General features: G+C 69.4%; 27 protein-coding genes and 1 riboswitch. Of the genes, 12 read left to right on the top strand and 15 right to left on the bottom strand.

The window, feature by feature from the left end:
• Positions 1 to 16: 16 nt before the first annotated feature.
• The 3 genes from ON38_RS14745 to ON38_RS14755 are packed head-to-tail and all read right to left on the bottom strand — an operon-like array spanning position 17 to position 1,660.
• Positions 17 to 487 (bottom strand): roadblock/LC7 domain-containing protein, encoded by a 471-nt coding sequence (locus tag ON38_RS14745; protein ID WP_245564045.1) that lies wholly within the window; start codon positions 485 to 487, stop codon positions 17 to 19.
• A complete protein-coding gene (locus ON38_RS14750) occupies positions 484 to 1,278 on the bottom strand; it encodes a hypothetical protein (protein ID WP_039825354.1) in 795 nt (264 codons plus the stop codon). Before ON38_RS14750 ends, ON38_RS14745 begins: the two co-directional genes overlap by 4 nt.
• Positions 1,268 to 1,660 (bottom strand): hypothetical protein, encoded by a 393-nt coding sequence (locus ON38_RS14755; RefSeq protein ID WP_039825355.1) that lies wholly within the window; start codon positions 1,658 to 1,660, stop codon positions 1,268 to 1,270. The genes ON38_RS14750 and ON38_RS14755 overlap by 11 nt, the downstream gene beginning before the upstream one ends.
• A gap of 268 nt (positions 1,661 to 1,928) precedes the next feature.
• Here ON38_RS14755 and ON38_RS14760 point away from each other — a divergent pair, with 268 nt between their 5' ends.
• Positions 1,929 to 2,852 carry a DMT family transporter gene (locus ON38_RS14760; protein ID WP_039825356.1) on the top strand — a complete coding sequence of 308 codons (924 nt, stop codon included), beginning with the start codon at positions 1,929 to 1,931 and terminating at the stop codon, positions 2,850 to 2,852.
• Positions 2,853 to 2,916: 64 nt separating this feature from the next.
• Positions 2,917 to 3,285, top strand: coding sequence for an MTH1187 family thiamine-binding protein (locus tag ON38_RS14765; RefSeq protein WP_373281217.1), 369 nt, complete (start codon positions 2,917 to 2,919; stop codon positions 3,283 to 3,285).
• 11 nt (positions 3,286 to 3,296) lie between these two features.
• Here ON38_RS14765 and ON38_RS14770 read toward each other — a convergent pair whose 3' ends face one another.
• Together ON38_RS14770 and ON38_RS14775 are read right to left on the bottom strand one after the other, a co-directional pair.
• Positions 3,297 to 3,878 carry a YdcF family protein gene (locus tag ON38_RS14770; protein WP_039825357.1) on the bottom strand — a complete coding sequence of 194 codons (582 nt, stop codon included), beginning with the start codon at positions 3,876 to 3,878 and terminating at the stop codon, positions 3,297 to 3,299.
• 70 nt (positions 3,879 to 3,948) lie between these two features.
• Positions 3,949 to 4,323 (bottom strand): MerR family transcriptional regulator, encoded by a 375-nt coding sequence (locus ON38_RS14775; RefSeq protein ID WP_039825358.1) that lies wholly within the window; start codon positions 4,321 to 4,323, stop codon positions 3,949 to 3,951.
• 62 nt (positions 4,324 to 4,385) lie between these two features.
• On the opposite strand from ON38_RS14775, the gene ON38_RS14780 reads away from it, so the two are divergent.
• A complete protein-coding gene (locus tag ON38_RS14780; protein WP_039825359.1) occupies positions 4,386 to 5,273 on the top strand; it encodes a polysaccharide deacetylase family protein in 888 nt (295 codons plus the stop codon).
• On the opposite strand, the gene ON38_RS14785 is transcribed toward ON38_RS14780, so the two are convergent.
• Both ON38_RS14785 and ON38_RS14790 read right to left on the bottom strand, forming a co-directional pair.
• Positions 5,254 to 6,450 carry a GNAT family N-acetyltransferase gene (locus ON38_RS14785; RefSeq protein WP_039825360.1) on the bottom strand — a complete coding sequence of 399 codons (1,197 nt, stop codon included), beginning with the start codon at positions 6,448 to 6,450 and terminating at the stop codon, positions 5,254 to 5,256. The genes ON38_RS14780 and ON38_RS14785 overlap by 20 nt on opposite strands.
• A 90-nt stretch (positions 6,451 to 6,540) precedes the next feature.
• The gene (locus tag ON38_RS14790) at positions 6,541 to 7,857 is read right to left on the bottom strand and encodes an aminotransferase class V-fold PLP-dependent enzyme (protein ID WP_039825361.1); all 1,317 of its coding nucleotides are present in this window, start codon (positions 7,855 to 7,857) and stop codon (positions 6,541 to 6,543) included.
• A 45-nt stretch (positions 7,858 to 7,902) separates the two neighbouring features.
• A riboswitch (SAM riboswitch) is annotated at positions 7,903 to 8,016 on the bottom strand.
• Positions 8,017 to 8,303: 287 nt separating this feature from the next.
• On the opposite strand from ON38_RS14790, the gene ON38_RS14795 reads away from it, so the two are divergent.
• Positions 8,304 to 9,386: an LLM class flavin-dependent oxidoreductase gene (locus ON38_RS14795; RefSeq protein ID WP_039825362.1), complete on the top strand. Its 1,083-nt coding sequence runs from the start codon at positions 8,304 to 8,306 to the stop codon at positions 9,384 to 9,386.
• 15 nt (positions 9,387 to 9,401) lie between these two features.
• On the opposite strand, the gene ON38_RS14800 is transcribed toward ON38_RS14795, so the two are convergent.
• The 5 genes from ON38_RS14800 to ON38_RS14825 form a co-directional block, all read right to left on the bottom strand.
• Positions 9,402 to 10,433 (bottom strand): aldo/keto reductase, encoded by a 1,032-nt coding sequence (locus ON38_RS14800; protein ID WP_039825363.1) that lies wholly within the window; start codon positions 10,431 to 10,433, stop codon positions 9,402 to 9,404.
• Between the two features lie 182 nt (positions 10,434 to 10,615).
• On the bottom strand, positions 10,616 to 11,353 hold the full coding sequence (locus ON38_RS14805; RefSeq protein ID WP_039825442.1) for an SDR family oxidoreductase: 738 nt from the start codon (positions 11,351 to 11,353) through the stop codon (positions 10,616 to 10,618).
• 435 nt (positions 11,354 to 11,788) lie between these two features.
• On the bottom strand, positions 11,789 to 12,613 hold the full coding sequence (locus ON38_RS14815) for an NADPH-dependent oxidoreductase (protein WP_039825443.1): 825 nt from the start codon (positions 12,611 to 12,613) through the stop codon (positions 11,789 to 11,791).
• A gap of 90 nt (positions 12,614 to 12,703) precedes the next feature.
• Positions 12,704 to 13,342: a carboxymuconolactone decarboxylase family protein gene (locus ON38_RS14820; RefSeq protein WP_039825365.1), complete on the bottom strand. Its 639-nt coding sequence runs from the start codon at positions 13,340 to 13,342 to the stop codon at positions 12,704 to 12,706.
• A gap of 18 nt (positions 13,343 to 13,360) precedes the next feature.
• The gene (locus ON38_RS14825; protein WP_039825366.1) at positions 13,361 to 13,927 is read right to left on the bottom strand and encodes a VOC family protein; all 567 of its coding nucleotides are present in this window, start codon (positions 13,925 to 13,927) and stop codon (positions 13,361 to 13,363) included.
• A gap of 109 nt (positions 13,928 to 14,036) precedes the next feature.
• Between ON38_RS14825 and ON38_RS14830 the strand changes: the two genes are divergently transcribed.
• The 7 genes from ON38_RS14830 to ON38_RS14855 all read left to right on the top strand — a co-directional run bounded on the left by ON38_RS14830 (position 14,037) and on the right by ON38_RS14855 (position 19,926).
• Complete coding sequence (locus ON38_RS14830) at positions 14,037 to 14,669, top strand: TetR/AcrR family transcriptional regulator (protein WP_039825367.1); 633 nt, start codon at positions 14,037 to 14,039, stop codon at positions 14,667 to 14,669.
• A gap of 117 nt (positions 14,670 to 14,786) precedes the next feature.
• Complete coding sequence (locus ON38_RS14835; RefSeq protein WP_039825368.1) at positions 14,787 to 16,046, top strand: CaiB/BaiF CoA transferase family protein; 1,260 nt, start codon at positions 14,787 to 14,789, stop codon at positions 16,044 to 16,046.
• A complete protein-coding gene (locus tag ON38_RS14840) occupies positions 16,043 to 16,957 on the top strand; it encodes a hydroxymethylglutaryl-CoA lyase (protein WP_039825369.1) in 915 nt (304 codons plus the stop codon). Before ON38_RS14835 ends, ON38_RS14840 begins: the two co-directional genes overlap by 4 nt.
• A gap of 49 nt (positions 16,958 to 17,006) precedes the next feature.
• The gene (locus ON38_RS14845; protein ID WP_039825370.1) at positions 17,007 to 17,390 is read left to right on the top strand and encodes a nuclear transport factor 2 family protein; all 384 of its coding nucleotides are present in this window, start codon (positions 17,007 to 17,009) and stop codon (positions 17,388 to 17,390) included.
• Positions 17,391 to 17,395: 5 nt separating this feature from the next.
• Complete coding sequence (locus ON38_RS14850) at positions 17,396 to 18,565, top strand: acyl-CoA dehydrogenase family protein (protein WP_373281218.1); 1,170 nt, start codon at positions 17,396 to 17,398, stop codon at positions 18,563 to 18,565.
• Positions 18,556 to 18,759 carry a hypothetical protein gene (locus ON38_RS37500; protein WP_245564046.1) on the top strand — a complete coding sequence of 68 codons (204 nt, stop codon included), beginning with the start codon at positions 18,556 to 18,558 and terminating at the stop codon, positions 18,757 to 18,759. Before ON38_RS14850 ends, ON38_RS37500 begins: the two co-directional genes overlap by 10 nt.
• A gap of 9 nt (positions 18,760 to 18,768) precedes the next feature.
• Positions 18,769 to 19,926, top strand: coding sequence for a phosphotransferase (locus tag ON38_RS14855; protein ID WP_245564047.1), 1,158 nt, complete (start codon positions 18,769 to 18,771; stop codon positions 19,924 to 19,926).
• A gap of 273 nt (positions 19,927 to 20,199) precedes the next feature.
• Here the strand turns inward: ON38_RS14855 and ON38_RS14865 are convergent, their stop codons facing one another.
• The 3 genes from ON38_RS14865 to ON38_RS14875 all read right to left on the bottom strand — a co-directional run bounded on the left by ON38_RS14865 (position 20,200) and on the right by ON38_RS14875 (position 23,675).
• Positions 20,200 to 21,732 carry a long-chain-fatty-acid--CoA ligase gene (locus ON38_RS14865; protein ID WP_039825372.1) on the bottom strand — a complete coding sequence of 511 codons (1,533 nt, stop codon included), beginning with the start codon at positions 21,730 to 21,732 and terminating at the stop codon, positions 20,200 to 20,202.
• A gap of 51 nt (positions 21,733 to 21,783) precedes the next feature.
• Entirely contained in the window at positions 21,784 to 22,689 is a 906-nt protein-coding gene (locus ON38_RS14870; RefSeq protein WP_039825373.1) for a cyclase family protein, read from the bottom strand.
• Positions 22,690 to 23,024: 335 nt separating this feature from the next.
• A complete protein-coding gene (locus ON38_RS14875) occupies positions 23,025 to 23,675 on the bottom strand; it encodes a nitroreductase family protein (RefSeq protein WP_039825445.1) in 651 nt (216 codons plus the stop codon).
• Between the two features lie 218 nt (positions 23,676 to 23,893).
• Here ON38_RS14875 and ON38_RS14880 point away from each other — a divergent pair, with 218 nt between their 5' ends.
• Positions 23,894 to 24,385, top strand: coding sequence for a MarR family winged helix-turn-helix transcriptional regulator (locus ON38_RS14880; RefSeq protein ID WP_051164772.1), 492 nt, complete (start codon positions 23,894 to 23,896; stop codon positions 24,383 to 24,385).
• Positions 24,386 to 24,412: the final 27 nt, after the last annotated feature.

Below are 24,412 nucleotides of genomic sequence, written 5' to 3' on the forward strand. Positions count from 1 at the left end.
TCTCGATGGTTTTCGTTTACTGCGTTCTTCCGTTGCCGCCGGAGTTCTTCGCCACGGCGGCCAGATGTTCGGCGATCCGGCGCGCCACCGGCCGGGACTCCAGGTGCAGCCGGCCGATATTCACCTCCGGGGCCGCGAGCACGGTCAACGACGCCCAGCCGGCCGCGTAGATCACCACATGTCCGCCGGTGCCGTCGACCACGACCTCCTGGAAACCGCCCCCCTGTGCCGTGTGGGCGAGCCGATCCGACAGCGACAGCTGAGCCGCCGCCAACGCGGCCATCCCGGTCGGCTCGATATGCGCGGGCAGATCGTGCGTCACCAGCAGGCCGTCACTGGAGGCCACGAGCGCCCCGGTCAACCGGGGCACGCGTTCCCGCAACGCCCGAAGTTCCGCGGTCACCGCGGCGTAGGGATCGGAACCGGTCATCGGCACCTTGGTCAGCCTTCCCATCAGTTCACCGAGCAGATTCTTGCGCGCCGTCACGCGAGGTCCTCCAGAGCCGCTCGAAGCCGGGTGAGCAGTTCCTGATCCACCGGTTCCCACTCGTCTCCGTCGGGCACCGGTGTGGCATTTCGAATCCGGCGGCGCAGCGGTGGCTCCGCCGCGTCGGCCGGGCCGGCGGCGGGCGTACCGGCCGCGGAAGCCGGTGTGCCCCCCGGCGGTTCGATCAACCCGGCCACGGTCAGATCCCGCACCGCCTCCAGACAGCCGTAGGCGGTGCGGCCCAGGTCACGGGCGATTCCGGTCACGCTGCGGCGATTGTCGGCCGCCGCCAGTACCTCGGCCTGGCTACCGGTGAGCAGTACCCGGCGCCGCCGGATCCGGCGCACCGGCACGACCGCGGCACGGTCGACGAGCTCCGCCGGCCACGGCCCCGAGCCCGGGTCACCGCGGCGCGCGCATTCGCGGACCAGCGTCCGGGGCCGGATAGTGCACACCGCCGACAACCAGTGCGCCGGTGCGGGCCGGAACTCCGGCTCCACCGGCGTAGGCAGCAGAAAATACGCCGCATCGAAAACGGCGAGCAGGGCCAGGGTTTCCAGCAGCGGCCGGCCCAGCAGGGGGCCCGGGTCCCCGGTGCCCGCCCGCTCCCAGTCCTCGGCACTGGCCACCCCGGCCTCGACCACCAAACGATCCAGTCCGGGGGTGCGCGCACAGGTGGCGGAGGCGATGGCGCCGCCGGCGAGATGGAACTCCCCGTCACCTACGCGCAGGACACCGGTCCGGCCTTCGTCTTCCAATCGCTGCAATTCGTCCGCGAGCTCAACGCGCATGACCGTCCTCGGCCAGTTCGGCGAGGATGCCGCGTAGCCGGAACCGGGCCATCGCCAGATTGCCGGACTCCTCGTCGAACAGGACATGAACGAAGAGGCGGCCGCCGAAATCACCGTCCACCAGATTGAGCAGGTGGTAACCGCCGGTTCCGCAGACGATGATCTCGTCGACGTCGTCCCCGGTCGGGCCCGTGGTCAGCGCCGGACAGCCGAGCACCGCGCGCACCACATCGGTGGTGGTCGCCGCGTCCTCGTGCTGATCGACGATATGGTGCTGCCCCGCCGCGGCGACCGCCAGGCCACTCGCGCCATCGACCAATGTCACGCTGCGCGCACCGGGGATGTCCATGATCCGTTCCAGACATCCATCGATTCCGCTCATGCGCCCTGCCCGTTCATGCGTGTTTCAGATCCCTGGAGACACTACACATACAAGGCGTTCGCCGCCGACTGAACGCATGACCTGCTCGGCCACCCGGGCCGCCATGGCCCGGAAGGAGTCGGACCTGAATACGAGATACGCAGCGTGGCAGGATAGTTGGCGAAATACACGCGGGGCCGGCGTCCATCGATCGATGTTTTCTCAAACTTGCGCTCGCATGCGAAATATTGCCTGGATCCGGCGGCGACGGTGAAACTACCTTCGACACATGACCGAGTTGTTCCGGGGGCGCGCGCTGGTCGCCGCGGCCGTCACCGTCGTACTGTGGGCATCGGCGTTCGTCGTCATCCGCACCGCGGGAGCGGATTTCTCACCGGGGGCGCTGGCACTGGGCCGATTGGCCTCGGGGTCGGTGGTTCTCGTGGCGCTGCTCCTGCTCACCGGCGCCGGCCTCCCCCCGCGCTCGGCACTGCGCGGGATCATCGTATCCGGAGTGCTGTGGTTCGGGATCTATATGGTGGCCTTGAACTGGGCCGAGCAGTATGTCGACGCCGGCACCGCGGCGCTGGTGATCAACACCGGGCCGGTCATGATCGCATTGCTCGGCGGACTCTTTCTCGGCGAGGGTTTCCCGAAAAGACTCATGGCCGGGATCGCGGTGGCGTTCACCGGCGCGGTGGTGGTGGGATCGTCCGGCTCCGAGGGCGCGGCCACCGTACTCGGGGTCGTGCTGTGTGTGGTGGCGGCGGTCGCCTGGGCGGTGGCGGTGCTCGTCCAGAAACCCGCGCTGGCGCACGCTTCGGCTCTGCAGGTGACCACCGGCGGATGCGTGGTGGGCACGCTCGCGTGCCTGCCGTTCACCGGGCAGCTGGCCGGCGAGGCGGCCGCCGCGCCGCTGTCGGCCACCCTCGGCGTGGTCTACCTCGGCGTGTTCCCCACCGCCGTCGCCTTCACCACCTGGGCATATGCCCTGGCGCGGATGACCGCGGGACAGGTGGGCGCCACCACCTACGCGGTACCGGCGCTCGTGGTCGCGATGTCGTGGCTCTTCCTCGGCGAAGTGCCCGGCCCGCCGGCCCTTGCCGGCGGAGCGCTGTGCCTGGCGGGAGTCGCCATCACCCGGTGGCGACCGCGACCACGACGGGCCCCGGCCGCGCGTCCCGACGGCGCCCGCGAAGCGGATCCGGTATGACCGTGGGCGAGCGGAGGTGCCCGGCCGGCGGCGACTGCGCCGACCGGCCGGCACGCGGTGGCGGGTGCTTCGCGCAGATCTGCGTACGGTGAAGGAGATCAGCGCAGCCATCCGCCACGACGAACCAGGAGAGTGCGATATGCTCGCCGCCTTCTCGATCACTCCCATCGGCACCGGCGAGAGCGTCGGGGATCAGGTCGCCACCGCGGTCCGGATCATCCGGGACAGCGGACTCGCGTACCGGACCGCCGCCAGTTTCACCGAGATCGAGGGCGAATGGGATGAGGTCATGGGTGTCATCAAGGCCGCGACCGATGCGGTACTGGCCGAATCCGGTCGGTGCAGCATCGTGATCAAGGCCGATATCCGGCCCGGCCGGACGAATACGCTGAACACCAAGGTCGAATCGGTCGAACGCCGCCTCGCCGAATGACCCCGCCGGGGCTACCGTCCGAGCGGCACCGGCCCCCTGCCCCGCTTCGCGTACCCGAGGACCGCGAACAGCGGTTTGACGAAAACCCACTCGCCGAAGCGGTATTCCGCGCCGCGCACCAGGCGGGCCGCGAGATCGGGTCGCATGACGGCCAGGTAATGGCGGCCCTGCTCCGCGTGCAGCGGATTCGAGACGATTTTGATCCGGTCGGCGTCTGCGATAAGCGCGATGGCGTTCTCGATGTTCTCCCAGGTGCTCCGCGAGGCGGTATCCAGTGCGACCGGGCCGGACCAGCCGCGTTCCCGCGCATAGGAGGCCATCAGTTCGGCCTCGGACCGCACCCCTGCGACCGCGCCACCGCAGAAGACCAGCCGGGTGTCGAACCGGGGACTGCAGGAGCGCAGCCCGGCACGCACCCGCCATCTGTTCAACGCATTGGCTCTCGGCGCCGAGTTACGGAATCCGAGGACGACGACCGCTTCACTCGTGCCGGTCGCGGACCCGACGAGCCGCCGCGACGACCGCCAGTTCACCCACTCACCCCAGCCCAGCACGGCCACGCCGGCCGCGAACAGTATCCGTGAGGTCCGCACGAGTATCGGAGCCTACCCGCTGCGCACACCCGTTCCGCGAAGCGCCACGGGACCTGTGACGGCCCGGCCGTTACGCTCCCCGCTCGCCGTATTCGCGTACCGCGCAGAGGTATTCGGTGATGGCGTCCCGGTTCCGCTCCAGACAGCGGATCCGCTCGGTCATACGGTCCCGTTCGCCCTCGAGGGTCGCGAGCATCTCCGGTGTGGCGTCCGGGAAGTAGATCGACCGCGGCTTGTCCAGGCACGGAAGGATCTGTTTGATGATCCGGGTCGGCAACCCGGCATCGAGCAGCCCCCGGATCTGCAGGACGCGATCGACGAACCGCTCGTCGTAGCTGCGGTACCCGTTGGCGCACCGCTGGGCGACGATCAGGCCCTGTTCCTCGTAGTAGCGCAGTAACCGGGGCGCGGTACCGGTGCGCCGTGCCAGTTCCCCGATCCGCATTCCACCCACCTCGCTCGAACGATTTGACCTTCACATCTGTGTGAAGCTTCGACCATAGCCGAATGGACAACGAACTGTTCGACTACAGCGCCATCGTCGACCGCGACCCGATCCACTGGCCCGGCGGTGCGCGCGTCGCGTTCTACGTAGGACTCAATATCGAGCATTACCGGGTCGACCGGCCCTCCACCAGTATCTTCCCCGGGACCGCCGGGCAGATCCCGGATCCGCTCAATTACGGCTGGCGCGATTACGGCCCCCGGGTGGGGTTCTGGCGGATCCTGGAATCGCTGGATCGGCACGGCATCCCGGCCAGTGCCCTGCTCAACTCCGATGTGGTGCAGCGTTATCCGCGCATCATCGAAGCCGGCCGGGAACGCGGCTGGGCCTGGCTCGCACACGGCCGGAACAATTCCGTCCTGCAGGCCGAGATCGCCGCCGCGGACGAGCGCGCCTATCTCGCGGACGTTCTCACCACCATAGAACGTGGCACCGGACAGCGACCGCGCGGCTGGATGGGCCCCGCGCTCTCCGAGAGTTTCCGCACGCCGGCGTTGTTGCGCGAACTCGGCGTCGACTACGTCCTGGACTGGACCAACGACGACCAGCCCTATCCGCTGCGTGTTCCCGGCCTGTTCAGCGTGCCGTACTCGGTGGAGTTGAACGACAACACCCTGTTCCTCGGCACCGGGCTCACCGGTCCCGATTTCGTCCGGATCGTGCGGGATCAGCTCGACCGGCTGTGGGCGGAGTCCGAGACGAGCGGCCGCGTCCTCGCCCTGGCCCTGCATCCCTTCGTCACCGGGCAGGCGTTCCGGGCGCGCTACCTCGACGAGGCCCTGGCCTACATTGTCGAGCATCCCGGCGTATGGGTCACCACCAGCGACGAGATCGCGGCGCACTACGCGGCCACCCGGACCGGGAAAGCGGTCAGAAGTACGTCCCGCTGAACGGGTGCTCGTCCACCTCGAACAGCGCGTCCGCGGTCGCCGCGGCGCCGGGCCGGAGCTCGGTGACGCGGCCCGCGAGCGCCAGGTGGCGCCAGCGGGTGCCGCCGAGGTAGGCGGCACCCAGCGCCGCCACATCGGCAGCGAGGTCCGCGGGCTCGTCCACCCGGGTGACCCCGCCGTCCTCGATCCGGTAGGTACCGGTGTTGGCGGGCAGCAGGGAATCGGTGACCGCGACGACGAGTGGCCGGCCGGGGCGATAGGTGCGGCGGGCCAGCGCCGCCGGGACGTCGACGAGCCGCAGCCATGTCTCGTCGTGCACATCGGTGACCCGGGCCGCCCGCTCGTCGACCAGCAGCTGCCGCAGTGGGGTGTCGGGCGAGACCGCGGACAGCACGACCGCGTCGACGATATCGGCACTGAGCAGATGGCGGATGAGACCGACGAAGGCGGCGGGAGTCGTGGCGACGAGGTCGTCGACCACCACGGTCCGGCGTGGGCCACGCACCCAGTCCGGGGATTCGGCCGGGCGATAGCGCACGAAGCCGTCCTCCGCGCCGGGTTCCCCGTGCACGGCGACATGGCCCTGGGCCCGCAGCAGCTCCTGTAACCGCCACCAGTACGAGGGACGATCGATCGCCGCGGTCCACGTCACCTCCGCGGTCGCGTAGATCTTGGCGGGTACCTCCCAGCCCTCCGCGGGCGCGAGCAACCGGACCCGCCCCGTGGCGGGTACGGTGTCGCGGAAGCGGGCCCGGTGCACATCGATCTCGCAGCGCGCCGACGAGCCGGCGACGCCGTACCCGAATCGCTCGTAGATACCACCCTGGGTAGCGCGCAGCGAGGCGACTATCTCCCCGCGTGCGGCGATCTCGGTGAGCTGCCGGCGCAGCAGCGCGCCCGCGATCCCCTGCCGCGCGTGGGTGGGCAGGACGCCGACGTGTGTCACCGCGGCGTGCGGCAGGCGCGCGCCCCCAGGTGCGATCAGCCAGCTCGTGTAGGAATTGACCGTCCCGACCAGTTCACCGTCGACCCGGGCGCCGAGGGTGCGTCCGGGTTCGTTCAGCCCGTCCGCGGCTTCCGCCGAGATCGGCGGACCCCCGACCATCGCGGTACGGAAGACCTGTTGCGCGGCCCGCGCATCTGCCGCATCGGTCAATATGTCGATTTCGACGGTCATCTCGGCTCACTCAGAGGGTCGGTATCGGGTTGCCGGCGACACCGGCCGGCACCATGTGATCCGATCCATCTTCACATGGCACGCGGTAGGTCACACCGCGCACGGTGCGACGGCCCCGCTCCCCGATCCTCCGATCAGGCCGGGGCGGGTCTCCGGAACCGGGTCCCAGCGGCCGTCGGAGCAGGCGTAATCCCATTGCGGTCCGGCCTCGACCAGGGCCCCCACCGCGTCGACCAACCGGTCCACATCGCCCGCGGTGGTGCCCAGCCCGATACTGGCCCGCAGCGCGGCGTCGAGCCCGAACCGGGCCAGCAGCGGGTGGGCGCAGAAGCGTCCGTCACGCACTCCGATCGCGTGTTCGGCGGACAGGTAGGCCGCGACTCGGCCCGGTTCGAAGCCGTCCACGGTGAAGGCGACGATTCCCACGCAGTCGGTGCTGTCGGCCCAGATCCGGAGGCATCGGACACCGGGGATCCCCGCCAGCCCGGTGCGCAACCGGTCGGTGAGCACCCGTTCGTGCGCTTCGGCGGACGCGGCGAGTTCGGTGAGGGCCGCGCAGGCGGCCGCCAGGGCCGCGGCGCCCAGCACATTGGGTGAGCCGGCTTCGTGCCTGTGCGGCGCGGCCGCCCAGGCGACGGTATCCGCGGTGACCTCGGTCACCGCGCCCCCACCGGCCAGATACGGCGGTGCGGCATCGAGCCAGTCGCGGCGCCCGGCCAGCACGCCGGCGCCGTAGGGTGCGTACAGCTTGTGCCCGGAGAAGACCACATAGTCGATATCGCTGGCGCACAGGTCGATCCGCCGATGCGGTGCCAATTGCGCCGCGTCCACCAGGATCCGCGCGCCGTGGCGATGCGCGAGCGCGGCCAGCTCCGGCAACGGCAGTACCTCACCGGTGACATTGGAGGCGCCTGTGACCGCCAGCAAGGCCGTGGGTTTCGCGCCGAGTTCGCCAGCGAGACGATCGACGGTCTCGGTGAGCGTGCCGGCGGCGCGCACCACCCGGCGGCCGCGACCGGCCCAGGGCAGGAAGTTGACGTGGTGTTCGATATCGAGGACCACGGTGTCGCCGGGTACGCAGGCGGCGAGCAGGTTGAGCGCGTCGGTCGTATTCCGGGTGAACACCACCTCCTGGTCGGCGGCGCAGCCCAGGAAGCCGCGTACCGTTTCGCGGGCCGCCTCGTAGCAGCTCGTGGAGATACGCGAGGCGTACCCGGCGCCGCGATGCACGCTCGCGTAGTAGGGCAGCAGATCGGCCACCCGCGCGGTGACCTGCGCAAGCGCCGGTGCGCTGGCGGCGTAGTCGAAATTGGCGTAGGTGCGGGTGCCGCCCTGCACCAACGGCACCCGCAGGTCGTCGCCGGAGACCCGGGCGGGCGCACAGGTGGGGTCGAGTACAGCGGTCATCGCGCAATCCCTTCGATCGAGGGACTCCGGGGTTCGAACGAGCGGAGTCCGCGCTTGCCGCGCTCGGTCGAGCAGCGGCCAGGTCGTCACCCGGGGCACCCCACCGCGGAGGAGGGTTGCCGGCCAGCGAGCCGGGGCTTCGCGCTGGCACTCATGACCTGGTGAGAGGGTGGCAGACGACCACCGGCTTGTCAACCGGGCCCTGGATCCGCCGCGGCGGATCGCGCGCTCCCGCTCCGGGTGATCACCCGCTCCACGCGGTCCGTATAGCCGCCCCTCGTCGAATCGGAACAGCGTCGGCGACCCCTGTTTTCGAATCACCGTGATCCGGTCCGTAGCCCGGAAAAGGTCAGGAGCGCAATCTGTTCGTTCGGAGTGATCACCCCCGGACGACCCGGTGCGCGCACCGGTCCCGATCCACCGCCCGGCCCGAACGGAGACTCTCGATGCCCGATCGAACAGGAGCCGCCACCCCGACGGCCGAATACCTCTGGTACATCCCGAACCAGGTGGTTCCCGGGCATCGCGGTGACGCCGTCACCGCCGATCACAACAGCTTGGAAACGCTGACCACCCAGGCGCGCGCACTCGAGGAGTACGGGTGGAAGGGAGCGCTGATCGGCACCGGCTGGGGGCGGCCGGATACGTTCACCGTCGCTACCGCGCTCGCGGCCCGCACCACGACCTTCGAACCACTCGTCGCCGTCCGGCCCGGGTATTGGCGTCCGGCCCATTTCGCCTCCGCCGCCGCGAGTCTGGATCATCTCACCGGCGGCCGGCTACGGATCAACATCGTCTCCGGCAAGGACGATCTCGCGGCCTACGGCGAAGCCGAGGAGGACCAGGCCGACCGGTACGCCCGCACCCGGGAGTTCCTCCAGCTGGTCCGCCGGCTGTGGACCGAGAAGAATGTCACCTACCGGGGTGAGCACTACCGGGTGACCGATTCCACCGTCACGCCGCGGATCGCCGTGCGCGGGGGCCGCCCGCATCCGCTCCTCTACTTCGGTGGCGCGTCCGCGGCCGCCGAACGAGTCGCCGCGACCGAGGCCGATGTCCAGCTCTTCTGGGGTGAGCCGCTGGCGGGGGTCCGGGAACGCATCGACCGATTGCGCTCCCTGGGCGAGGAACTCGGCCGGGTCCTGCCGCCGCTGCGATTCGGTCTGCGGATCACCACCTTCGTCCGCGACACCACCGAACAGGCGTGGGCCGATGCCGAGGCCAAGGTTGCCGAGATGGCCAGAACGCACGATCGGAGCGCACCGCGGCATGCGGCGGTCGGGCAGCAGCGCCTGCTCGACCTGGCGGCGCGCGGCGAAGTGCTCGACGACAATCTCTACACCACCCCGGGCACCGTCGGCGGCGGTGGCGCGGGCACCACATGGCTGGTGGGTTCGGCCGAGGATGTCGCGAAATCGCTGCGCCGCTACCAGGATCTGGGCATCACCCACTTCGTGCTGTCCGATACGCCCTACCTGCCCGAGATCCGGCGCCAAGGCGCCCGGCTCCTGCCGCTGCTGCGCGACTGAGCCGGGCGCACCGCGTCAGAGATTCAGCCCGGTTCCGTGGATGCCGTGCTCGTCGATGAGGGCGAGTTCGTCATCGGTGAACTCCGGGAACTCGAGCGCGGCGAGATTGTGGTCGAGCTGTGCCGTGCTACTCGCGCCGATCAACGCCGAGGTGACCTCCGGCCGCCGCAGCACCCACTGCAGCGCGAGCTGGGCCAGCGACTGTCCCCGCGCCGCGGCGATCTTGTTCAGTTCGGCGGTGCGGCGCCGGTACGTCTCGTCGATGGCATCGGGGGACAGGAAGGTGCTGTCGGCGGCCCGGGCGCCCTCGGGGATCCGTTCGAGGTACTTGTCGGTCAGCAGCCCCTGCGCCAGCGGCGAATAGACGATGGCGCCGAAGCCGTCGCGCCGGGCGGTGTCCAGCAGCCCGTTCTGTTCGGGACGGCGATCGTAGATGGAGTACCGCGCCTGATGGATGAGCAACGGCACGCCCGCTTCACGCAGCAGCTCGGCGGCCTCGTGCGCGCGATCGGGCAGATAGTTGGAGATGCCGATGTAGAGCGCCTTGCCCTGCTGCACCGCGCCGGCCAGGGCGCCCACGGTCTCCTCCAGCGGAGTGCCGAGGTCGGGGCTGTGGTGGTAGAAGATATCGACGTAATCGGTACCGAGATCACGCAGGCTGTGCTCGAGCGAGGTGAGCAGCGATTTGCGGGAGCCGCCCTTCAGGTAGGGGCTCGGCCCGATCGGGTTCCCGGCTTTGGTCGACAGGATGAGCTCGTCCCGGTAGGGCGCGAGGTCCTTGGCCAGCACCCGGCCGAAATTCTTCTGCGCGGCCCGATGCGGTGGACCGTAGCGGTCGGCGTTGTCGAAATGGGTGATACCCAGATCGAACGCGTGCAGGATGATCTCGCGCTGGGTCGCGAAGGGGTAGTCGGTGCCGAACTTCTGCCACAGTCCGAACGAGAACGCGGGCAGGTCGAGGCCGGAGTTTCCGCTGCGCCGGTACGGGACTTTCGCGTAGCGTTGCTCGGCGGCGGTGTAGGTCAGGTCGACGGGGCCATAGCTCATCCGGACAGTTGACCATTCCCGCGGCGGCGGAGGCGACGGGTCGGCTCACCGTGATCGAAATCGGGCGCCGGAACCCTCGGCCCGCCGGCCCATCCGCGATGAGCCGGAAACCTCGCACGTATTCCACCACCCGGGCTCGGACGGCGCACCGCGCCGGGCGCCGACACACCACGAGGCCGGGGTCAGGCGACCCCGCCGTTGACATAGAGGACCTGACCGTTCACCCACCGGCCCGGCCCGGCCAGGAACGCCACCGTCTCCGCGATATCGGCCGGTTCACCGAGTCGTTCCAGCGGCGATATCCGGGCGAGCCGATCGATGGTCTCCGTATCCTTGCCGTCGAGGAGAAGCGGCGTCGCGGTGGGGCCGGGGGCGACCGCGTTCACGGTCACATCGCGGCCCCGCAACTCCCGGGCCAGAATGAGCGTCATCGCCTCGACCGCGCCTTTGGTGGCGGCGTAGGCGGCGTAACCCGGCTGCTGGAGGCGGATCACCGACGTCGAGAAATTGATCAGCGCGCCACCCGGGGCGAGCGTGCGCGCGGCCGACTGCGAGACGACGAAGGTGCCGCGGACATTGGTGCGGTGCATCCGGTCGAACGCGTCGAGACCGAAGTCGGTCACCGGGCCGAGCAGCATGATGCCCGCGGTATTGACCACCACGTCCAGCCTGCCGAACCGGTCGGTGATCTCGGCGAACAGCTCCGCCATCCGGTCGGGGTCGGCCACGTCCCCGCCGAGCGCGATCGCGGTCCCGCCGCACCCGGTGACGGCGGAGACGACGTCCGCGGCGCGACCGGCATTACCGGCGTAGTGCACCACCACCGTCATCCCCTCGGCGGCGAGGCGCTCGGCCACGGCCCGTCCGATACCTCCGGACCCCCCGGTGACCAGAGCGATGCGATCGGACGACGCCGCCACACAGACCTCCTGAAACGACCCCGGCGGCACCCCGGCGGCCCCGCGCGAATTGCACCCCCCGATCCTCGCACCGGTCATCGCGCGCGCGCCGCGACACGCGGACAGTCGCCGGTGACGGCCGCACCGCGCGAGCGGGCCAGGCCGCATCCGCCACCCATGCGGGCTCGCACCACGGTCGCGCACGGGGTATCGCTGTGCTCCGCGGCCGGCCGACGATCTACCGCCTTCCCATCGTCGGCGACCTCGGCCGATCGAGACCGGCGAATACCGCCCTCGTCTCCCACGCCGGATCGCGCCTCGAAGGCACACCCGCCCGACAGCCGGACACCTTCGCCACCGCCGGCCGCGATCACTGCCGGACGCAGGTAGAAGAGGCCGGAGGGCCGGGCCCGTGAACCGTCTCGGTCCGAGGGATGCCGTCATCGCGGCGTGGTGTCAGTACAGGGGGAACCCCCGCGCCGCCAGCGATTCACGCAGCCGGTCGCGACCTTTGAGTGCCTTCGCCGACCCCAGCCGGGCCAGGACCCGATCGATCCACGAATGCGCCAGATCCTGTTCGGCGTAGAACTGCGCGATGCGCTGCTCGTAGTCGTCGATATCGGCGAGCCGGGCGGGCGTGTAGGTCTCCTCGTGCAGCACCGCCGCCTGCGGCAGCCGCGGTTTGACCCGGGCGTCCTCGGCCGGATCGGGCCGGCCCACCACCAGGCCGACCACCGCGAAGACCCCGGAGGGCAACTCCAGTTCCGCGGCGACCTGCTCCGGGTTGTTGCGGATCGCGCCGATATAGACGGTGCCCAGCCCCAGCGACTCCGCCGCGACCAATGCGTTCTGTGCGGCCAGCGCCGCATCCAGGAACGCGACATAACTGGATTCCAGATAGTCGGCCCCGTCCAGCGGCACACCGCGCGCGGCGGCCAGGCCGCGCAGCCGGGCGAGGTCCGCGGTCCACACCAGCAGCAGCGGGGCCTGCCGGATCTGTTCCTGGTCCCCGGCCAGTGCGGCGAGCCGGGCTCTGCGCTGCGGGTCACGGACCGCGACCACACTCCACACCTGGAGGTTGGACGAGGTGGGCGCGGACTGAGCGGCCGAGATCAGCAACTCCAATACGCCCTCCGGCAGCGGCTCGGGGAGATACCGCCGGACCGATCGGTGTTCGTGCAGTACCTGCAGCACCGGGTTCCACTCGGCCGGGGTCGCCGGTGCGGGGTCACGGTAGCGCTGCGCCACCACCTGGTCCGGAGACGGTGCGGTCTGGGTCATGCTGCCATCGTCGCCGCCGCGGCGGCCGCGGTCAGCGGTTGCCCGCAGCTCGAGCCGAAACTTCGGCCGCGGCCCGGCCCGCACCGCCGATCAGGCCCCGGACAGGTCCGCGGAGAGGTCCCTGGCCGCCACGCCCTCCGGCAGCTGCACTTCCTCGATCAGCTCCGGTCGATCGTCGTATTCGAGCCGCAGGGCCCGGCAGATCGTCGCGTGCATGTCGTACAGCGTGGTGATATAGGTGAGTTCGAGGATCTCCTGATCGCTCAGCGCGCCGCGCAGCACCTCGAACACCGCATCGGGGACCCGGCCGCCGTCGTAGACGAGCCCGTCGGTGTAGGCCAGCACAGCCCGCTCGAGCGGGGAGAAGACCTCGCTGACCTGCCAGTGCGGGATGGCCTCGATCTTCTCCTCGGGCACCCCGAGCGAGCGCATCTGCTTGCAGTGCTGGGAGAAGACGAACTGACTGCCGCGGGCGAAACCCGCCCGGCTCTGGCCGAGTTCGCGCAGGGCCGGGTCCAGCGTCGCGTTGCGGTAGACGGCGAAACCCCGGACCGCGTGCCGGAACACCTCGGGTGACTGGGCGAACACCGTCCACCAGTCACCGGGGGTGGCATGGACGGTGCCGTGATCGACGGCCGGATCCTTGTCCGGCCCGAAGAGCCGATCGTAGTAGAACAGGATCCGCTCGTCGGTGACTTCGGCACGGGGTACTTCACGCAACCTGGGCACGGTGGCGCTCCTTTCGGCTCAGTGCGACGTGGGGACGCGGCGGTCGGCGGCGGTCTTCGGTTCGTGTGAGACGTCGGCTTCGGTGAAGGTGCGTGTCCAGCAGGCGAATTCGAGCAGCACGCCGTCGGGGTCCTGGAAGTAGAACGAGCGCACGAAGGTGCCCGGATGCACCTCCCGGGAGACGCCGGCGCGGCTGTCGTCGTGATTGAGCACGCGACTGACCTCGATCCCCTCGGCCCGCAGGCGCTCGTAGTACTCGTCGAACTTCTCCGGCGGTACAGCGAAGGCGACATGGTTCATCGACCCCACCGCGCTCACGAGTTCACCGGCGTCGGGCAGTCCCTTGGGTGCTGCCACGCCCGGCGCCGCGTCGGGTGCGTCGGCGAGCCAGAAGAACGCGAGGGTATTGCCGTTCCCGCAGTCGAAGAAGAAGTGCTGCCCCAGATCCCCCGGCAATTCGATGGTCTTGATCAGTGGCATACCGAGTACACCCGTGTAGAAATCGATGGTCCGGCGCATATCGGAACAGACCAGCGCGAGATGGTTGATCCCGCGTAGTTCGTACCTCGGGTCGGTGTCGTTCATCGCAATCCTTCCTATGGGCGACAATGTCGCGTGAGCGGCCGTTCCGGCGGTCGCCGCAGGAGCAAAACATGACTTGACAGTCATGTCAGCTTCGGGAATAGTCTGTCCCGTGGCGAAGTCATCTGTCAACAGTTCCCCCGCCTCGGTCGACACCCTGACCCCGCGGGGACGCAAGACGCGTGACGCTCTGCTGGACGCGGCCCGCCGCGTCTTCGAGACGGTCGGATTCCTGGATGCGCGGGTCGAACTCATCGCCCAGGAGGCCGGGGTCTCCTACGGCACCTTCTACCGGTACTTCGAATCGAAGGACGATGTCTTCGGGGAACTGAGCAACCGGCTCTTCGAGGATATGCACCGGCGCGAGCCCGCGGCGGCCGATCTCTCCCCCGCCGAACGCCTGATCGCCTCGAACCGGTCCTACTACCAGGCCTACCGGCGCAATGCGCCCATGATGGCGATCATCGAACAGGTCGCGACGTTCAACGAGGAGTTCCGCCTGCTCCGGCACGAGCACCGCCGCCAACTGATCGACCGTACGGCCCGCGCGATCGCCCGCTGGCAGTCCGAAGGTCTGGTCCCCACCGGCCTCGACCCCGAACTGGCCGCCCGCGCCATGTCCGCCATGGTGGACCACACCCTGTACCTGTGGCTGATCCAGGGCGAGGACGCCGACGAGGAGGCGCTGCTCGCGACCCTCGATCAGATGTGCGTCGGAGCCCTCCATCTCGACCGAGCGCCCTGACCGGCGCCGACGCGTCGTACCGCACGAACCCGGCCTCTTCGCGGGATCTCCCCGTCCGATCCGACACCTCGTTCGCTACGACAGCTCCCACCACCTGCCGTTTCGAGGAGGCATGCAATGACCACCGATTCGCGACCCGGCGCGGACGCGCCGCCGCGCGGTCCACTCGAGGGCTACCGCGTACTGGAACTGGGCACGCTCATCGCGGGACCCTACTGCGGCCGGCTGCTCGGTGACCTCGGCGCGGACGTCATCAAGATCGAAGCCCCGGACCGGCCCGACCCGCTGCGCGAATGGGGTCAGGCCGAAGGCGGACACCAGTATTTCTGGACGGTCCACGCCCGCAACAAGCGGTGCGTCGGAATCGATCTGCGGACCGAGGCGGGCCGCGAGATCTTCCTCGAACTGGCGCGCACCGCCGATGTGGTGGTGGAGAGCTTCCGCCCCGGAACCCTGGAACGCTGGGGAATCGGCTACGACGTGCTGACCGCCACCTCCCCCGGTCTCGTCCTCGCCCGGGTGTCGGGCTACGGCCAGACCGGGCCCTACGCCTCCCGGCCCGGCTACGCGTCGGTCGCCGAGGGCATCAGCGGCCTCCGGCATCTCAACGGTTTCCCGGGCCAGGCCCCACCCCGCATCGCCCTGTCGCTGGGCGACAGCCTGGCCGGGATGTTCGCCTTCCAAGGCGTGCTGGCCGCCCTGCTGGTGCGGGAACGCACCGGCCGCGGGCAGATCGTCGACGCGGCACTCACCGAGGCAGCGCTGGCGATCCAGGAGTCCACGGTGCCCGATTACCATAAGACCGGGCATATCAGGCAGCCGTCGGGCACCCGGCTGGACCGGATCGCGCCCTCGAATCTGTACCGCGCCAAAGATGGTCTGTGGGTCATCATCGCGGCCAACCAGGACACCGTGTTCGGACGGCTGGCCGCCGCCATGGGCCGCCCCGAACTGGCGACCGACCCGCGCTATATCGATCACACCGCCCGCGGCCGCAACCAGGACGCACTCGACGAGATCATCGCCGCGTGGGCGGTGGAGTACACCGCCGCCGAACTCATCGACCTGCTGGCCGCGGCCGGTGTCGTGGCCGGACCGGTCAATACGGTCGCCGAGGTGATGGCCGATCCACAGTTCCTCGCCCGCGACCTGTTCGTCGATCACCGCGATCCCTCGGCGGAGCCCGCCGACCCCGGATACGACCCGGTACCGGTGAAGGGCGTCGGCGTGGTCCCCAAGTTGAGCGAGACGCCGGGCGGTGTCCGCTGGGGCGGACCGGCCCGCCCGGGCGCCCACACCGATGAGGTCCTCGGCGAAATCCTGGGTTACACCCCGGACCGGCTCGGCGAACTGCGCGCGCGGGGAACCATCGCATGAACGCCCCGGCACAGGTCGATATCCGGGAGGTCGGGCCGCGCGACGGTCTGCAGATCGAGGCGCCCATCCCCACCGAGGCCAAACTCGAACTCATCGCGGCACTGGCGGCCACGGGAGTCGGCCGGATCGAGGTCACTTCGTTCGTATCCCCACGCGCCATACCGGCCCTCGCCGATGCCGAACAGGTGGCGGCCCGGTTGCACCGCTGGCCGGACGTGGCGTTCTCCGCTCTGGTGGCCGGACTCGGCGGGGTCCGGCGGGCACTCGCCGCGGGCGTGACCCGGCTCGAGTACGTGGTGTCGGCTTCCGATGGGCACAGTGTCGCCAATGTCGGCCGTACCAGCGAAGAGTCGATCGCGCTGATCGGGCCCGTCGCCGAGATGGTCCACCGCGCGGGCGGCGAACTGGAGGTGATCATCGCGATCGCCTTCGACTGCCCCTTCGACGGACCCACCCCGCCGGACCGGGTCGCCGAGATCGCGGCGCGCGCCCGGGCGGCCGGCGCCGACGGTCTGTCCGTCGCCGACACCGTCGGCACGGCTACCCCGCGCCGGACCGCCGAGGTCGTCGATCTCGTCCACGCCGCCGTCCCGGGCGTGGGGATCGGGCTGCATCTGCACAACACACGCGGGCAGGGCCTGGCCAACGCATGGTCGGGATATCTGCACGGTGTCCGCCGTTTCGACGCCGCGGCAGGCGGTTTCGGCGGCTGCCCCTTCGCGCCCGGTGCCAGTGGCAATATCGCGACCGAGGAACTGGTCTACCTGTTCGAGGACAGCGGTATCGCCACCGGCATCGATCTGCCCGCGACCCTCGCCGCCGCGACCCTGGCCGCCGATCTGCTCGGCCGGGTCGCCGACAGCAATCTGCTCCGCGCCGGCGGGCGCCTGCACCGCGCGCCCGGGCGCTGAACACCGACGGGGCCATGCCGATGGTCATGCCGAAAGAAGAGGACATCCGATGAACGATCTGGCCGATCGCTTCTTCGCCGCCGTCAGCGCGGGCGATGAAGCGACCCTGACCGAACTGTACGCACCCGACGCGCGGATCTGGCACAACGACAAGGGCACCGAGGAGACGGTCACCGAGAATCTCCGGGTACTGCGCTGGCTCGCACGCACCCTCGTGGACATGCGTTACGAGGACATCCGCCGGTACCCACTGCCCACCGGCTTCGCCCAGCAGCACCTCCTGCGCGGCGAACTTCCCGGATACGGGCTGCTGGAAGTCGCGGCGTGCCTGTTCGTGGAGGTTCGTGACGGACGCATCGCCCGCATCGACGAATACGTCGACTCGGCAGCGACCCTGCCGCTGCGCGAGTTCACCTCCGGCCGGAAGGGATGACCACGATGGACACCCGACTGGCCGAACTCACCGCCCGGATGCGCGCTTTCATCGACGACGAGGTCATCCCCCGCGAACCGGTGCTCGCCCGCGACGACGACACCGCCCGCGAGGCGCTCGCCGGCCTGCGCGCACGAGCGAAGGAACTCGGTATCTGGGCTCTCGGCCATCCCGCCGAAGTGGGTGGAGGCGGTCTGCCGTTCCTCGACTTCGTCTATCTCAACGAGATCATCGGACGCTCCGAGTTCGGGCAATTGGCGGTCGGCTCGGTATCGATGCAGGACACTCTCATGCTGCACCTGCACGGCACCGAGGAGCAGCGCCGGCGCTGGATTCCCGGGCTGGTGTCCGGGGATATCCTGCCTTCGGTCGGGCTCACCGAACCCGAAGTGGCGGGTTCGGACCCGACACTGATCGAAACCCGCGCCGTGACCGACGGTGACAGCTGGGTGATCAACGGGCACAAATGGTTCACCACCGGGGCGGAGCAGGCGGCGTTCTGTACTGTGTTCGCCCGCACCGAACCCGACAGTGCGCCGCGGCACGCCCGGATCAGCGCGATCATCGTGCCGGTCGATACGCCGGGGTTCGAGATCGTCCGTTCGATCCCGACGATGGGGCACGACCCCAGTGACCACTACGAGGTCCGCCTCACCGACGTCCGCGTCCCGCTGGACAGTCTGCTCGGCGCACGCGGCAAGGGTTTCGCGGTGGCCCAGGACCGGCTCGGCGCCGGGCGGATCTTCCACGGTATGCGCTGGCTCGGCCAGGCCCAGCGGGCCTACGAATTGATGTGCGCCCGGGCCAACACCCGCTTCGCACACGGGTCGCTGCTCGCGGAGAAGGGCGAGATCCATCGCTATATCGCCGAATCCGCCGCCCAGATCCACGCGGCGCGGCTCATGACCCTCGACGCCGCGCGAGCGATGGACGCCGGAGAGGATTTCCGCGTACGCGTCGGACTGGTGAAGTTCTGGGGCGCCCGGATGCTGCACGATGTGGTCGACCGCGCCATCCAGGTGCACGGCGCCCTCGGCCTCACCGCCGATACTCCGCTGGAGCGGATGTACCGGCAGGCACGGTACGCGCGCGTCTACGACGGTCCCGACGAGGTACACCGGATGTCCACCGCGCGGCGGCTGTTGCGCGACCCAGGGGCCGCACCATGGCTGTGACGACGCCGCCGGCCACCCTCGCGGAGGGAGTACGGGCCGTCCTCGCCGCCGCCACCGGCACCGAACTCGCCGACGTCCGAGTGCGCCGGCTCACCGGCGGCGCCAGCCGCGAGATCTACGCGGTGTGCGCCACCGATCGGGCGGGCCGCGAGAGCACCGCGGTGCTGCGCCGGGATCCGCCCGGCCGGGGTTAGGCCGACCGGATGCGCGCCGAAGTGGCATGTCTGCGCGCCGCGGCGGCAGCCGGGGTACCAGTTCCCGAAGTCCTCGCCTGTGGGGACACCGCGCCGGGTATCGACGCTCCGTACCTGGTGATGAACACCGTCCCCGGCGAGTCGATCCCGCGTAAGTTGCAGCGCGATTCCGGTTTTGCCGCCGTCCGCGCCCACCTCGCCGAGGATTTCGGATACGTCCTGGGGCTGGTACATCGCACACCGGTGACGACACTCACCGCGCTCGACGACCGCGACCCATTGGACGCCATCGAAAAAACCTATCGCGACCTGTCCGAACCGCGGCCCGTGGTGGAGATCGGACTGCGCTGGTTGCGGGAAAACCGCCCGCCCGATCGAGCGTCCTGCCTCGTGCACGGCGATTTCCGGCTCGGTAACCTGCTGATCGATGCCGACGGCATCCGCGGCGTACTGGACTGGGAACTGGCCCATCTCGGCAACCCGATCGAGGATCTGGGCTGGCTCTGTGTGCGCGCCTGGCGGTTCGGCGCGGCGGCACCGGTGGGCGGGCTCGGCACCCGGGACCAGCTCCTCGACGGCTATCAGCGCGCCACCGGCGACCGGCCCGCGGCCGCCGAACTGCACTGGTGGGAAGTCTTCGGCACACTGAAATGGCTGGTGCTGAGCCGGTTCCAGGCCGAACGCCATCTCGGCGGCGCCGAGCATTCGCTCGAACTGGCCGCTATCGGCCGCCGGGTCTGCGAATCCGAGTACGACCTGCTCGACGTGCTCGGCCTGCTCGAAGCCGTTCCCGGCGACGAGGCACCCGAGGTCCCGGCGCCCACGGTCCACGATCGCCCGGAGCTGTCCGAGATCCTGGACCTGGTGACGGAAACGCTCACCGCCGAGATCGGCCCTGCCCTGCCGGAGGACGCCGCCGCGCAACGCTACCTACTGCGTATCTGTACCTCCCTGCTCCAGATCGGCGGCCGGGAGCTCCGCGCCGGCTCCGGGCCCGCGGACCGGGTGCACGATATGCTGCGCGCCCTGGACTGTTCGTCCGAGGCGGTCCTGGCCGAGCGACTGCGTTCGGGTGCTCTCTCCGTCCGGGACCTACGGGTCCGCGCTACGGTGAACGCCGCGGTCCAGGCCCGGCTGCGGGTTTCGAACCCGCGCCGGCTCGGCTGACCCCACGCAGTGCGCGCTGCCGAGTGCCTCCGCCCCGGGGCGTTCGGCAGCCCATCACCGGAGCGACCCGCCCGCAGACTGCACGGCAAAGGACCGGTCACGGTGTGCACACCGTGACCGGGTCCTTCGTCGTCGATATCGGGGCCGCCGCGATTACCGGCACCACGGCCGGTGAGCGTTCGGCGAACAGGACGGTATTGCCTTTCCGCGCGGCGCGGAATTCCTGCAGCGGGGCCGGCCGGGCGGTCCACCCACCCGGCCGGCCCCGTTCCCTCATCTCGCAGGCGAGAACCGATCGCGCAGTTCTCGTTTGAGGATCTTTCCGGTCACGTTCTTCGGCAGCGCGTCCACGAACTCGACGCGCCGCGGCACCTGGAACCCGGCAAGATGCTCCCGGCAGCCGGCGATGATATCGGCGGCCGCCACGGTCATTCCGGTACGCGGCACCACGACCGCGCAGACCACTTCGCCCCAGATCTCGTCAGGTACTCCGATGGCGGCGGCCTCGGCGACCGCGGAATTCCGGTACAGCGCCTGCTCGACGGCGAGCGAGGCGACGTTCTCACCACCGCTGATGATGAGATCCTTCTTCCGGTCGACGATGTAGACGAAACCCTCCTCGTCCTGCCGGACCAGATCCCCGGTGTGGAACCAACCGTCGGTGAACGCGGCCTCCGTCGCCTGCGGATCGTTCCAGTAACCGACCGTCACCTGATCGGCGCGTACGACCATCTCACCGATCTCCCCGACCGCGACATCGGCGAATTCGTCGTCGACGATCCGGATATCGGCCAGCCGCATCGGTTTACCGGCCGACATCAGCAGGCCGGTCTCACCGGCGGCCGCGCGGCGATGCGCCGCGGCATCCAGATGCAGTACATTGCCGGCGAGTTCGGTCATCCCCATGCCCTGGTAGAAGTCGCAGCCGAACCGTTGCAACCCTTCCCGCAGCACCGCGGCCGGAATCGCCGCCGACCCGTAGCCGATCGCCCGCAGCGTGGTCAGGGCGCCGGTGTCCAGCGCGGGATCCCGGAGCAGGAAGCTGATCATCGTCGGCGCCAGACCGGTCTGGGTGACCTGCCATTCGTCCACCAACCGGAGGAACGTGGCGTTGTCGTAGGTCCGGAGGAATCCGACGGTGGCGCCCAGCAGGTGATTGACCAACGTGACGTATCCGCCGACATGGCACAGCGGGAAACAGAACAGGAACACCGTGTCCTCGGGCAGTTCCCACTGCAGCGCCGAGGAGGTGACCCCGGCGAGCAGGTTGCGATGACTGAGCATCACCCCCTTGGGGGTACCGGTCGTCCCACTGGTGTACACCAGCCAGGCGGTATCGTCGGCCGCCGGGCGTACCGGCGGCTCCACGGCCTCCGCCCCGCCGACGAATTCCTCCCAGGCGGTGGCCGTCTCGACGGCGCCGCCGATCGACACGACGGTATGGACGGTGGGGACCTCCTCCCGTATCCGCGCCACCAGATCCGCGGATTCCGCGGCGACGATCAGCACCCCGGCTCCCGAATGCCGCAGCAGAGCCGCCACCTGATCCGGATGGGACCGGAAGTTCAGGATGGTCAGCGCCATACCGGCCATCGGCACGCCGTAGTAGCAGTCGAAGTACTCCGTGCAATTGGCGGAGAGGACGGCGACCCGGTCACCCGGCGCGGCCACACCCAGCAGGGCGTTGGCCAGTCTGCGGCTGCGATCACGCAGCTCCCGGTATGCGATCCGTTGGTCTTCGAACCGCAACGCGATACGGTCCGGATGTTTGCGTGCGCCGTATTCGACGATGTCACCGACCAGCACGGGTCCCGTTCCCTTCGCCGCGCGGTATCGCGATCGTGTTCATTCCCGTCCTCATCTGATCGCCAGCGGATTGATCGGCGAGCCGATGCCGCGGGTGAACGGCAGGGGCGGGCCCGCGTAGAAGAAGTCGTAGCGGCCGTCGGCGGCGCACGCCCGGGACAGCTCCTCGAAGTCGAGCATCTCGGCCAGGGTCACCCCCATATCCCGGATGAGAACCATATGGAGCTCGAACGCGGAGCCCGGATTCTCGCCGGGCATCACCTCGACGGCCCAGTTGTCGGAACCGACCACTGCGACATCGCGCTCGCGCAGCCAGGTCGCGCAATTCAGGCTCAGCCCCGGCTCCCCCGCCATGAACCCCGCGGCATCGTGGTCGGACAGGAATTTCTTGCGCCAGCCCGTCCGGATCAGCAGGATATCGCCCGCACCGACCGTCACACCCTGGGCCTCGGCGACCTCGTCGAGTTCCTCGGGGCCGATCGCGGTACCGGCCTCGAGCCAGTCCACACCGCGCGCCTTCGCGATATCGAGCAGGACTCCGCGCCCGGCGATGCCGGCCGCCTGGGTGTGGATGCCGCATTTGCCGGCGCCCTTGACCGAGACGCCGTCCCCGGCGAAGCCGTTGTAGAGCTGGTCGTCGTAGTGCACATGGGCGAGCGAATCGTATTGCGAGCCCGCTTGCAGCGGCATGAAGACATAGTCGTCGGCCCATTTGAATCCGCCGGGAAGCACCTGCTCCTGACCGTTCTCGGACATGAGCCGGATGGGGTTGATACGCAGGCCACCGGGCTGCGGACCGTCACCGTCGAGGGGTATGCCCAGCGGGAAGACCTCGCCGGTCCGGATCAGGCCGGCCGCGGCGGCAACTCGCTCCGGCGTGATGAGATTCGTGGTCCCCCGCTCGTCGTCGCTCCCCCAGCGACCCCAGTTACTCACTTCTCGCCCGAGCGCGCGCATATCGGGAACTGCAGGCACCGATGCCTCCTGACTCAACTGATAATGACGTGACAGTCATGTCAACTTCCGTGGCAAGTGTGATGGCTGACACGCCGCCTGTCAAGAGGCCGCCATCCGCGCAGGTGATCGAAGGGATACCGCAGCTCGCGGCCATACGGCCTGTTGTCGCTACCCGTACACAGAACGACCGCCGGGAGGTGACCAGTCACCTCCCGGCGGTCGCGAAGGCATGCGACACCGTGGCCGGACCGAACCCGGCGGGACCGGGCAGGAGACCACCGGCGCCGGGGCGGCGCCTCACCCGGCAATGCCGGGTGAGACCGCGCGGGGCCGGCCTACCAGCCTCCGACGTGCAGGATCCGGTCGATATCCGTCCGCGCGGCCGGCTTGAAATCGGTGCCCTTCGTATAGGCGACAGGCAGCAGCGCCCCCTGGGACACCGTGTCGTACGGAATTCCCAGAACTTCGGCGGCCTCGCGCTCGTAGCTCAGATGCAGGGTGGTCCACGCCGTACCGAGCCCCCGGGACCGCGCGGCCAGACAGAAGCTCCACACCGCCGGGAACAGGGACGACCAGTGCGACGCGCTCTGCGCGCCCGAGGCCCCGTCCACCCGTCCCTCGATACATGGCACGAGAAGGGTCGGCACCTCGCCCATCTTCTCCGCCAGATACGTCGCCGAACTCGCGATTCGCTGACGGGCCGCGTCTTCCGGGGAGTCCGATCCGGCCTGGTTCCCGGGGAAGTACTTCGATGCCGCGTAGCGTTCGAAGGATTTCCGGTACAGCTCCCCCAGTGCGCGTTTCCGCTCGGCATCGGTCACCACCACCCAGTGCCAGCCCTGCCGGTTGGAGCCACTGGGCGCCTGGACCGCCAGTTCGATACACTCTCGCACGACCTCGAGCGGGACCTCGCGTTCGAGGTCGAGGCGCTTGCGCACCGCCCGGGTGGTGGACAGCAGTTCATCGGTCGTCAGGTCCAGCTCTATCGGCACATGCACCCCTTCGATCGGACCGGATACAGCGTCCGGCTCGGCAATTCGGTTCCACTCCGAGGCTAATCGAGCCGACTACCGGCGAGCCGTCTCCGGCCCGTCCCGGACCTCGGAACTCGGAACTCGGGTGTCCGTTTTGCGATAGTTGATTACCGCAAGCAACTGATCTAGCTTTAGTTAGCGTAGTGAACTAATCATCGTTTGGAGTCACCGTGCCAGCCTCAACGGAAATCACACAGAACCTCCTCGGTGAACTGTTCCTCATCAGCCGTGCGCTCCGGGGCACGCTGCTCCACTCCGACGCGGGGCAGCTACTCCCCGGCGGGCTCGGGGTCCTGACCACCCTCGAGACGGCGGGCCCCTGCCGGCAGGTGGGCCTCGCGGCCGACCTGCGCATTACGCCGTCGGCGATGAGTCGGCATATCACCGAACTGGCCGCGGCCGGATATATCAGCCGCGAGGCCGATCCCAGCGACGGCCGCGCCAGCCTGGTCCGGCTGACCCCCGAAGGACAGGGTCTGCTGCACCGCGTCCGGGCGTTCCACACCCGCCACCTCCAGGAGACCCTCGGCGACTGGACCGAGAACGACGTGGAGCAGGCCTATCAGGTGGTGCGCCGCCTCCGTAATTCCCTCAACTCCCGGGACCGCTGTGGCACGGCGGACGAGAACCCGCAGGTTTCGAAAGAGAGAGCCGATGTCTGACACCGAGGCGCCAGCCTCTCGCGATCC

Source organism: Nocardia testacea NBRC 100365, from assembly GCF_000308775.1.
GTDB lineage: Bacteria > Actinomycetota > Actinomycetes > Mycobacteriales > Mycobacteriaceae > Nocardia > Nocardia testacea.

What these genes read in the sequence shown, in the direction of transcription:
- ON38_RS14845 (WP_039825370.1), top strand. Translation starts at nt 17,007, where the DNA reads ATGAACGATCTGGCCGATCGCTTCTTCGCCGCCGTCAGCGCGGGCGAT.
- ON38_RS14855 (WP_245564047.1), top strand. Translation starts at nt 18,769, where the DNA reads ATGCGCGCCGAAGTGGCATGTCTGCGCGCCGCGGCGGCAGCCGGGGTA.
- ON38_RS14795 (WP_039825362.1), top strand. Translation starts at nt 8,304, where the DNA reads ATGCCCGATCGAACAGGAGCCGCCACCCCGACGGCCGAATACCTCTGG.
- ON38_RS14835 (WP_039825368.1), top strand. Translation starts at nt 14,787, where the DNA reads ATGACCACCGATTCGCGACCCGGCGCGGACGCGCCGCCGCGCGGTCCA.
- ON38_RS14825 (WP_039825366.1), bottom strand. Translation starts at nt 13,927, where the DNA reads ATGAACGACACCGACCCGAGGTACGAACTACGCGGGATCAACCATCTC.
- ON38_RS14870 (WP_039825373.1), bottom strand. Translation starts at nt 22,689, where the DNA reads ATGCGCGCGCTCGGGCGAGAAGTGAGTAACTGGGGTCGCTGGGGGAGC.
- ON38_RS14850 (WP_373281218.1), top strand. Translation starts at nt 17,396, where the DNA reads ATGGACACCCGACTGGCCGAACTCACCGCCCGGATGCGCGCTTTCATC.
- ON38_RS14790 (WP_039825361.1), bottom strand. Translation starts at nt 7,857, where the DNA reads ATGACCGCTGTACTCGACCCCACCTGTGCGCCCGCCCGGGTCTCCGGC.
- ON38_RS14780 (WP_039825359.1), top strand. Translation starts at nt 4,386, where the DNA reads ATGGACAACGAACTGTTCGACTACAGCGCCATCGTCGACCGCGACCCG.
- ON38_RS37500 (WP_245564046.1), top strand. Translation starts at nt 18,556, where the DNA reads ATGGCTGTGACGACGCCGCCGGCCACCCTCGCGGAGGGAGTACGGGCC.
- ON38_RS14750 (WP_039825354.1), bottom strand. Translation starts at nt 1,278, where the DNA reads ATGCGCGTTGAGCTCGCGGACGAATTGCAGCGATTGGAAGACGAAGGC.
- ON38_RS14815 (WP_039825443.1), bottom strand. Translation starts at nt 12,613, where the DNA reads ATGACCCAGACCGCACCGTCTCCGGACCAGGTGGTGGCGCAGCGCTAC.
- ON38_RS14800 (WP_039825363.1), bottom strand. Translation starts at nt 10,433, where the DNA reads ATGAGCTATGGCCCCGTCGACCTGACCTACACCGCCGCCGAGCAACGC.
- ON38_RS14840 (WP_039825369.1), top strand. Translation starts at nt 16,043, where the DNA reads ATGAACGCCCCGGCACAGGTCGATATCCGGGAGGTCGGGCCGCGCGAC.
- ON38_RS14755 (WP_039825355.1), bottom strand. Translation starts at nt 1,660, where the DNA reads ATGAGCGGAATCGATGGATGTCTGGAACGGATCATGGACATCCCCGGT.
- ON38_RS14785 (WP_039825360.1), bottom strand. Translation starts at nt 6,450, where the DNA reads ATGACCGTCGAAATCGACATATTGACCGATGCGGCAGATGCGCGGGCC.
- ON38_RS14760 (WP_039825356.1), top strand. Translation starts at nt 1,929, where the DNA reads ATGACCGAGTTGTTCCGGGGGCGCGCGCTGGTCGCCGCGGCCGTCACC.
- ON38_RS14775 (WP_039825358.1), bottom strand. Translation starts at nt 4,323, where the DNA reads ATGCGGATCGGGGAACTGGCACGGCGCACCGGTACCGCGCCCCGGTTA.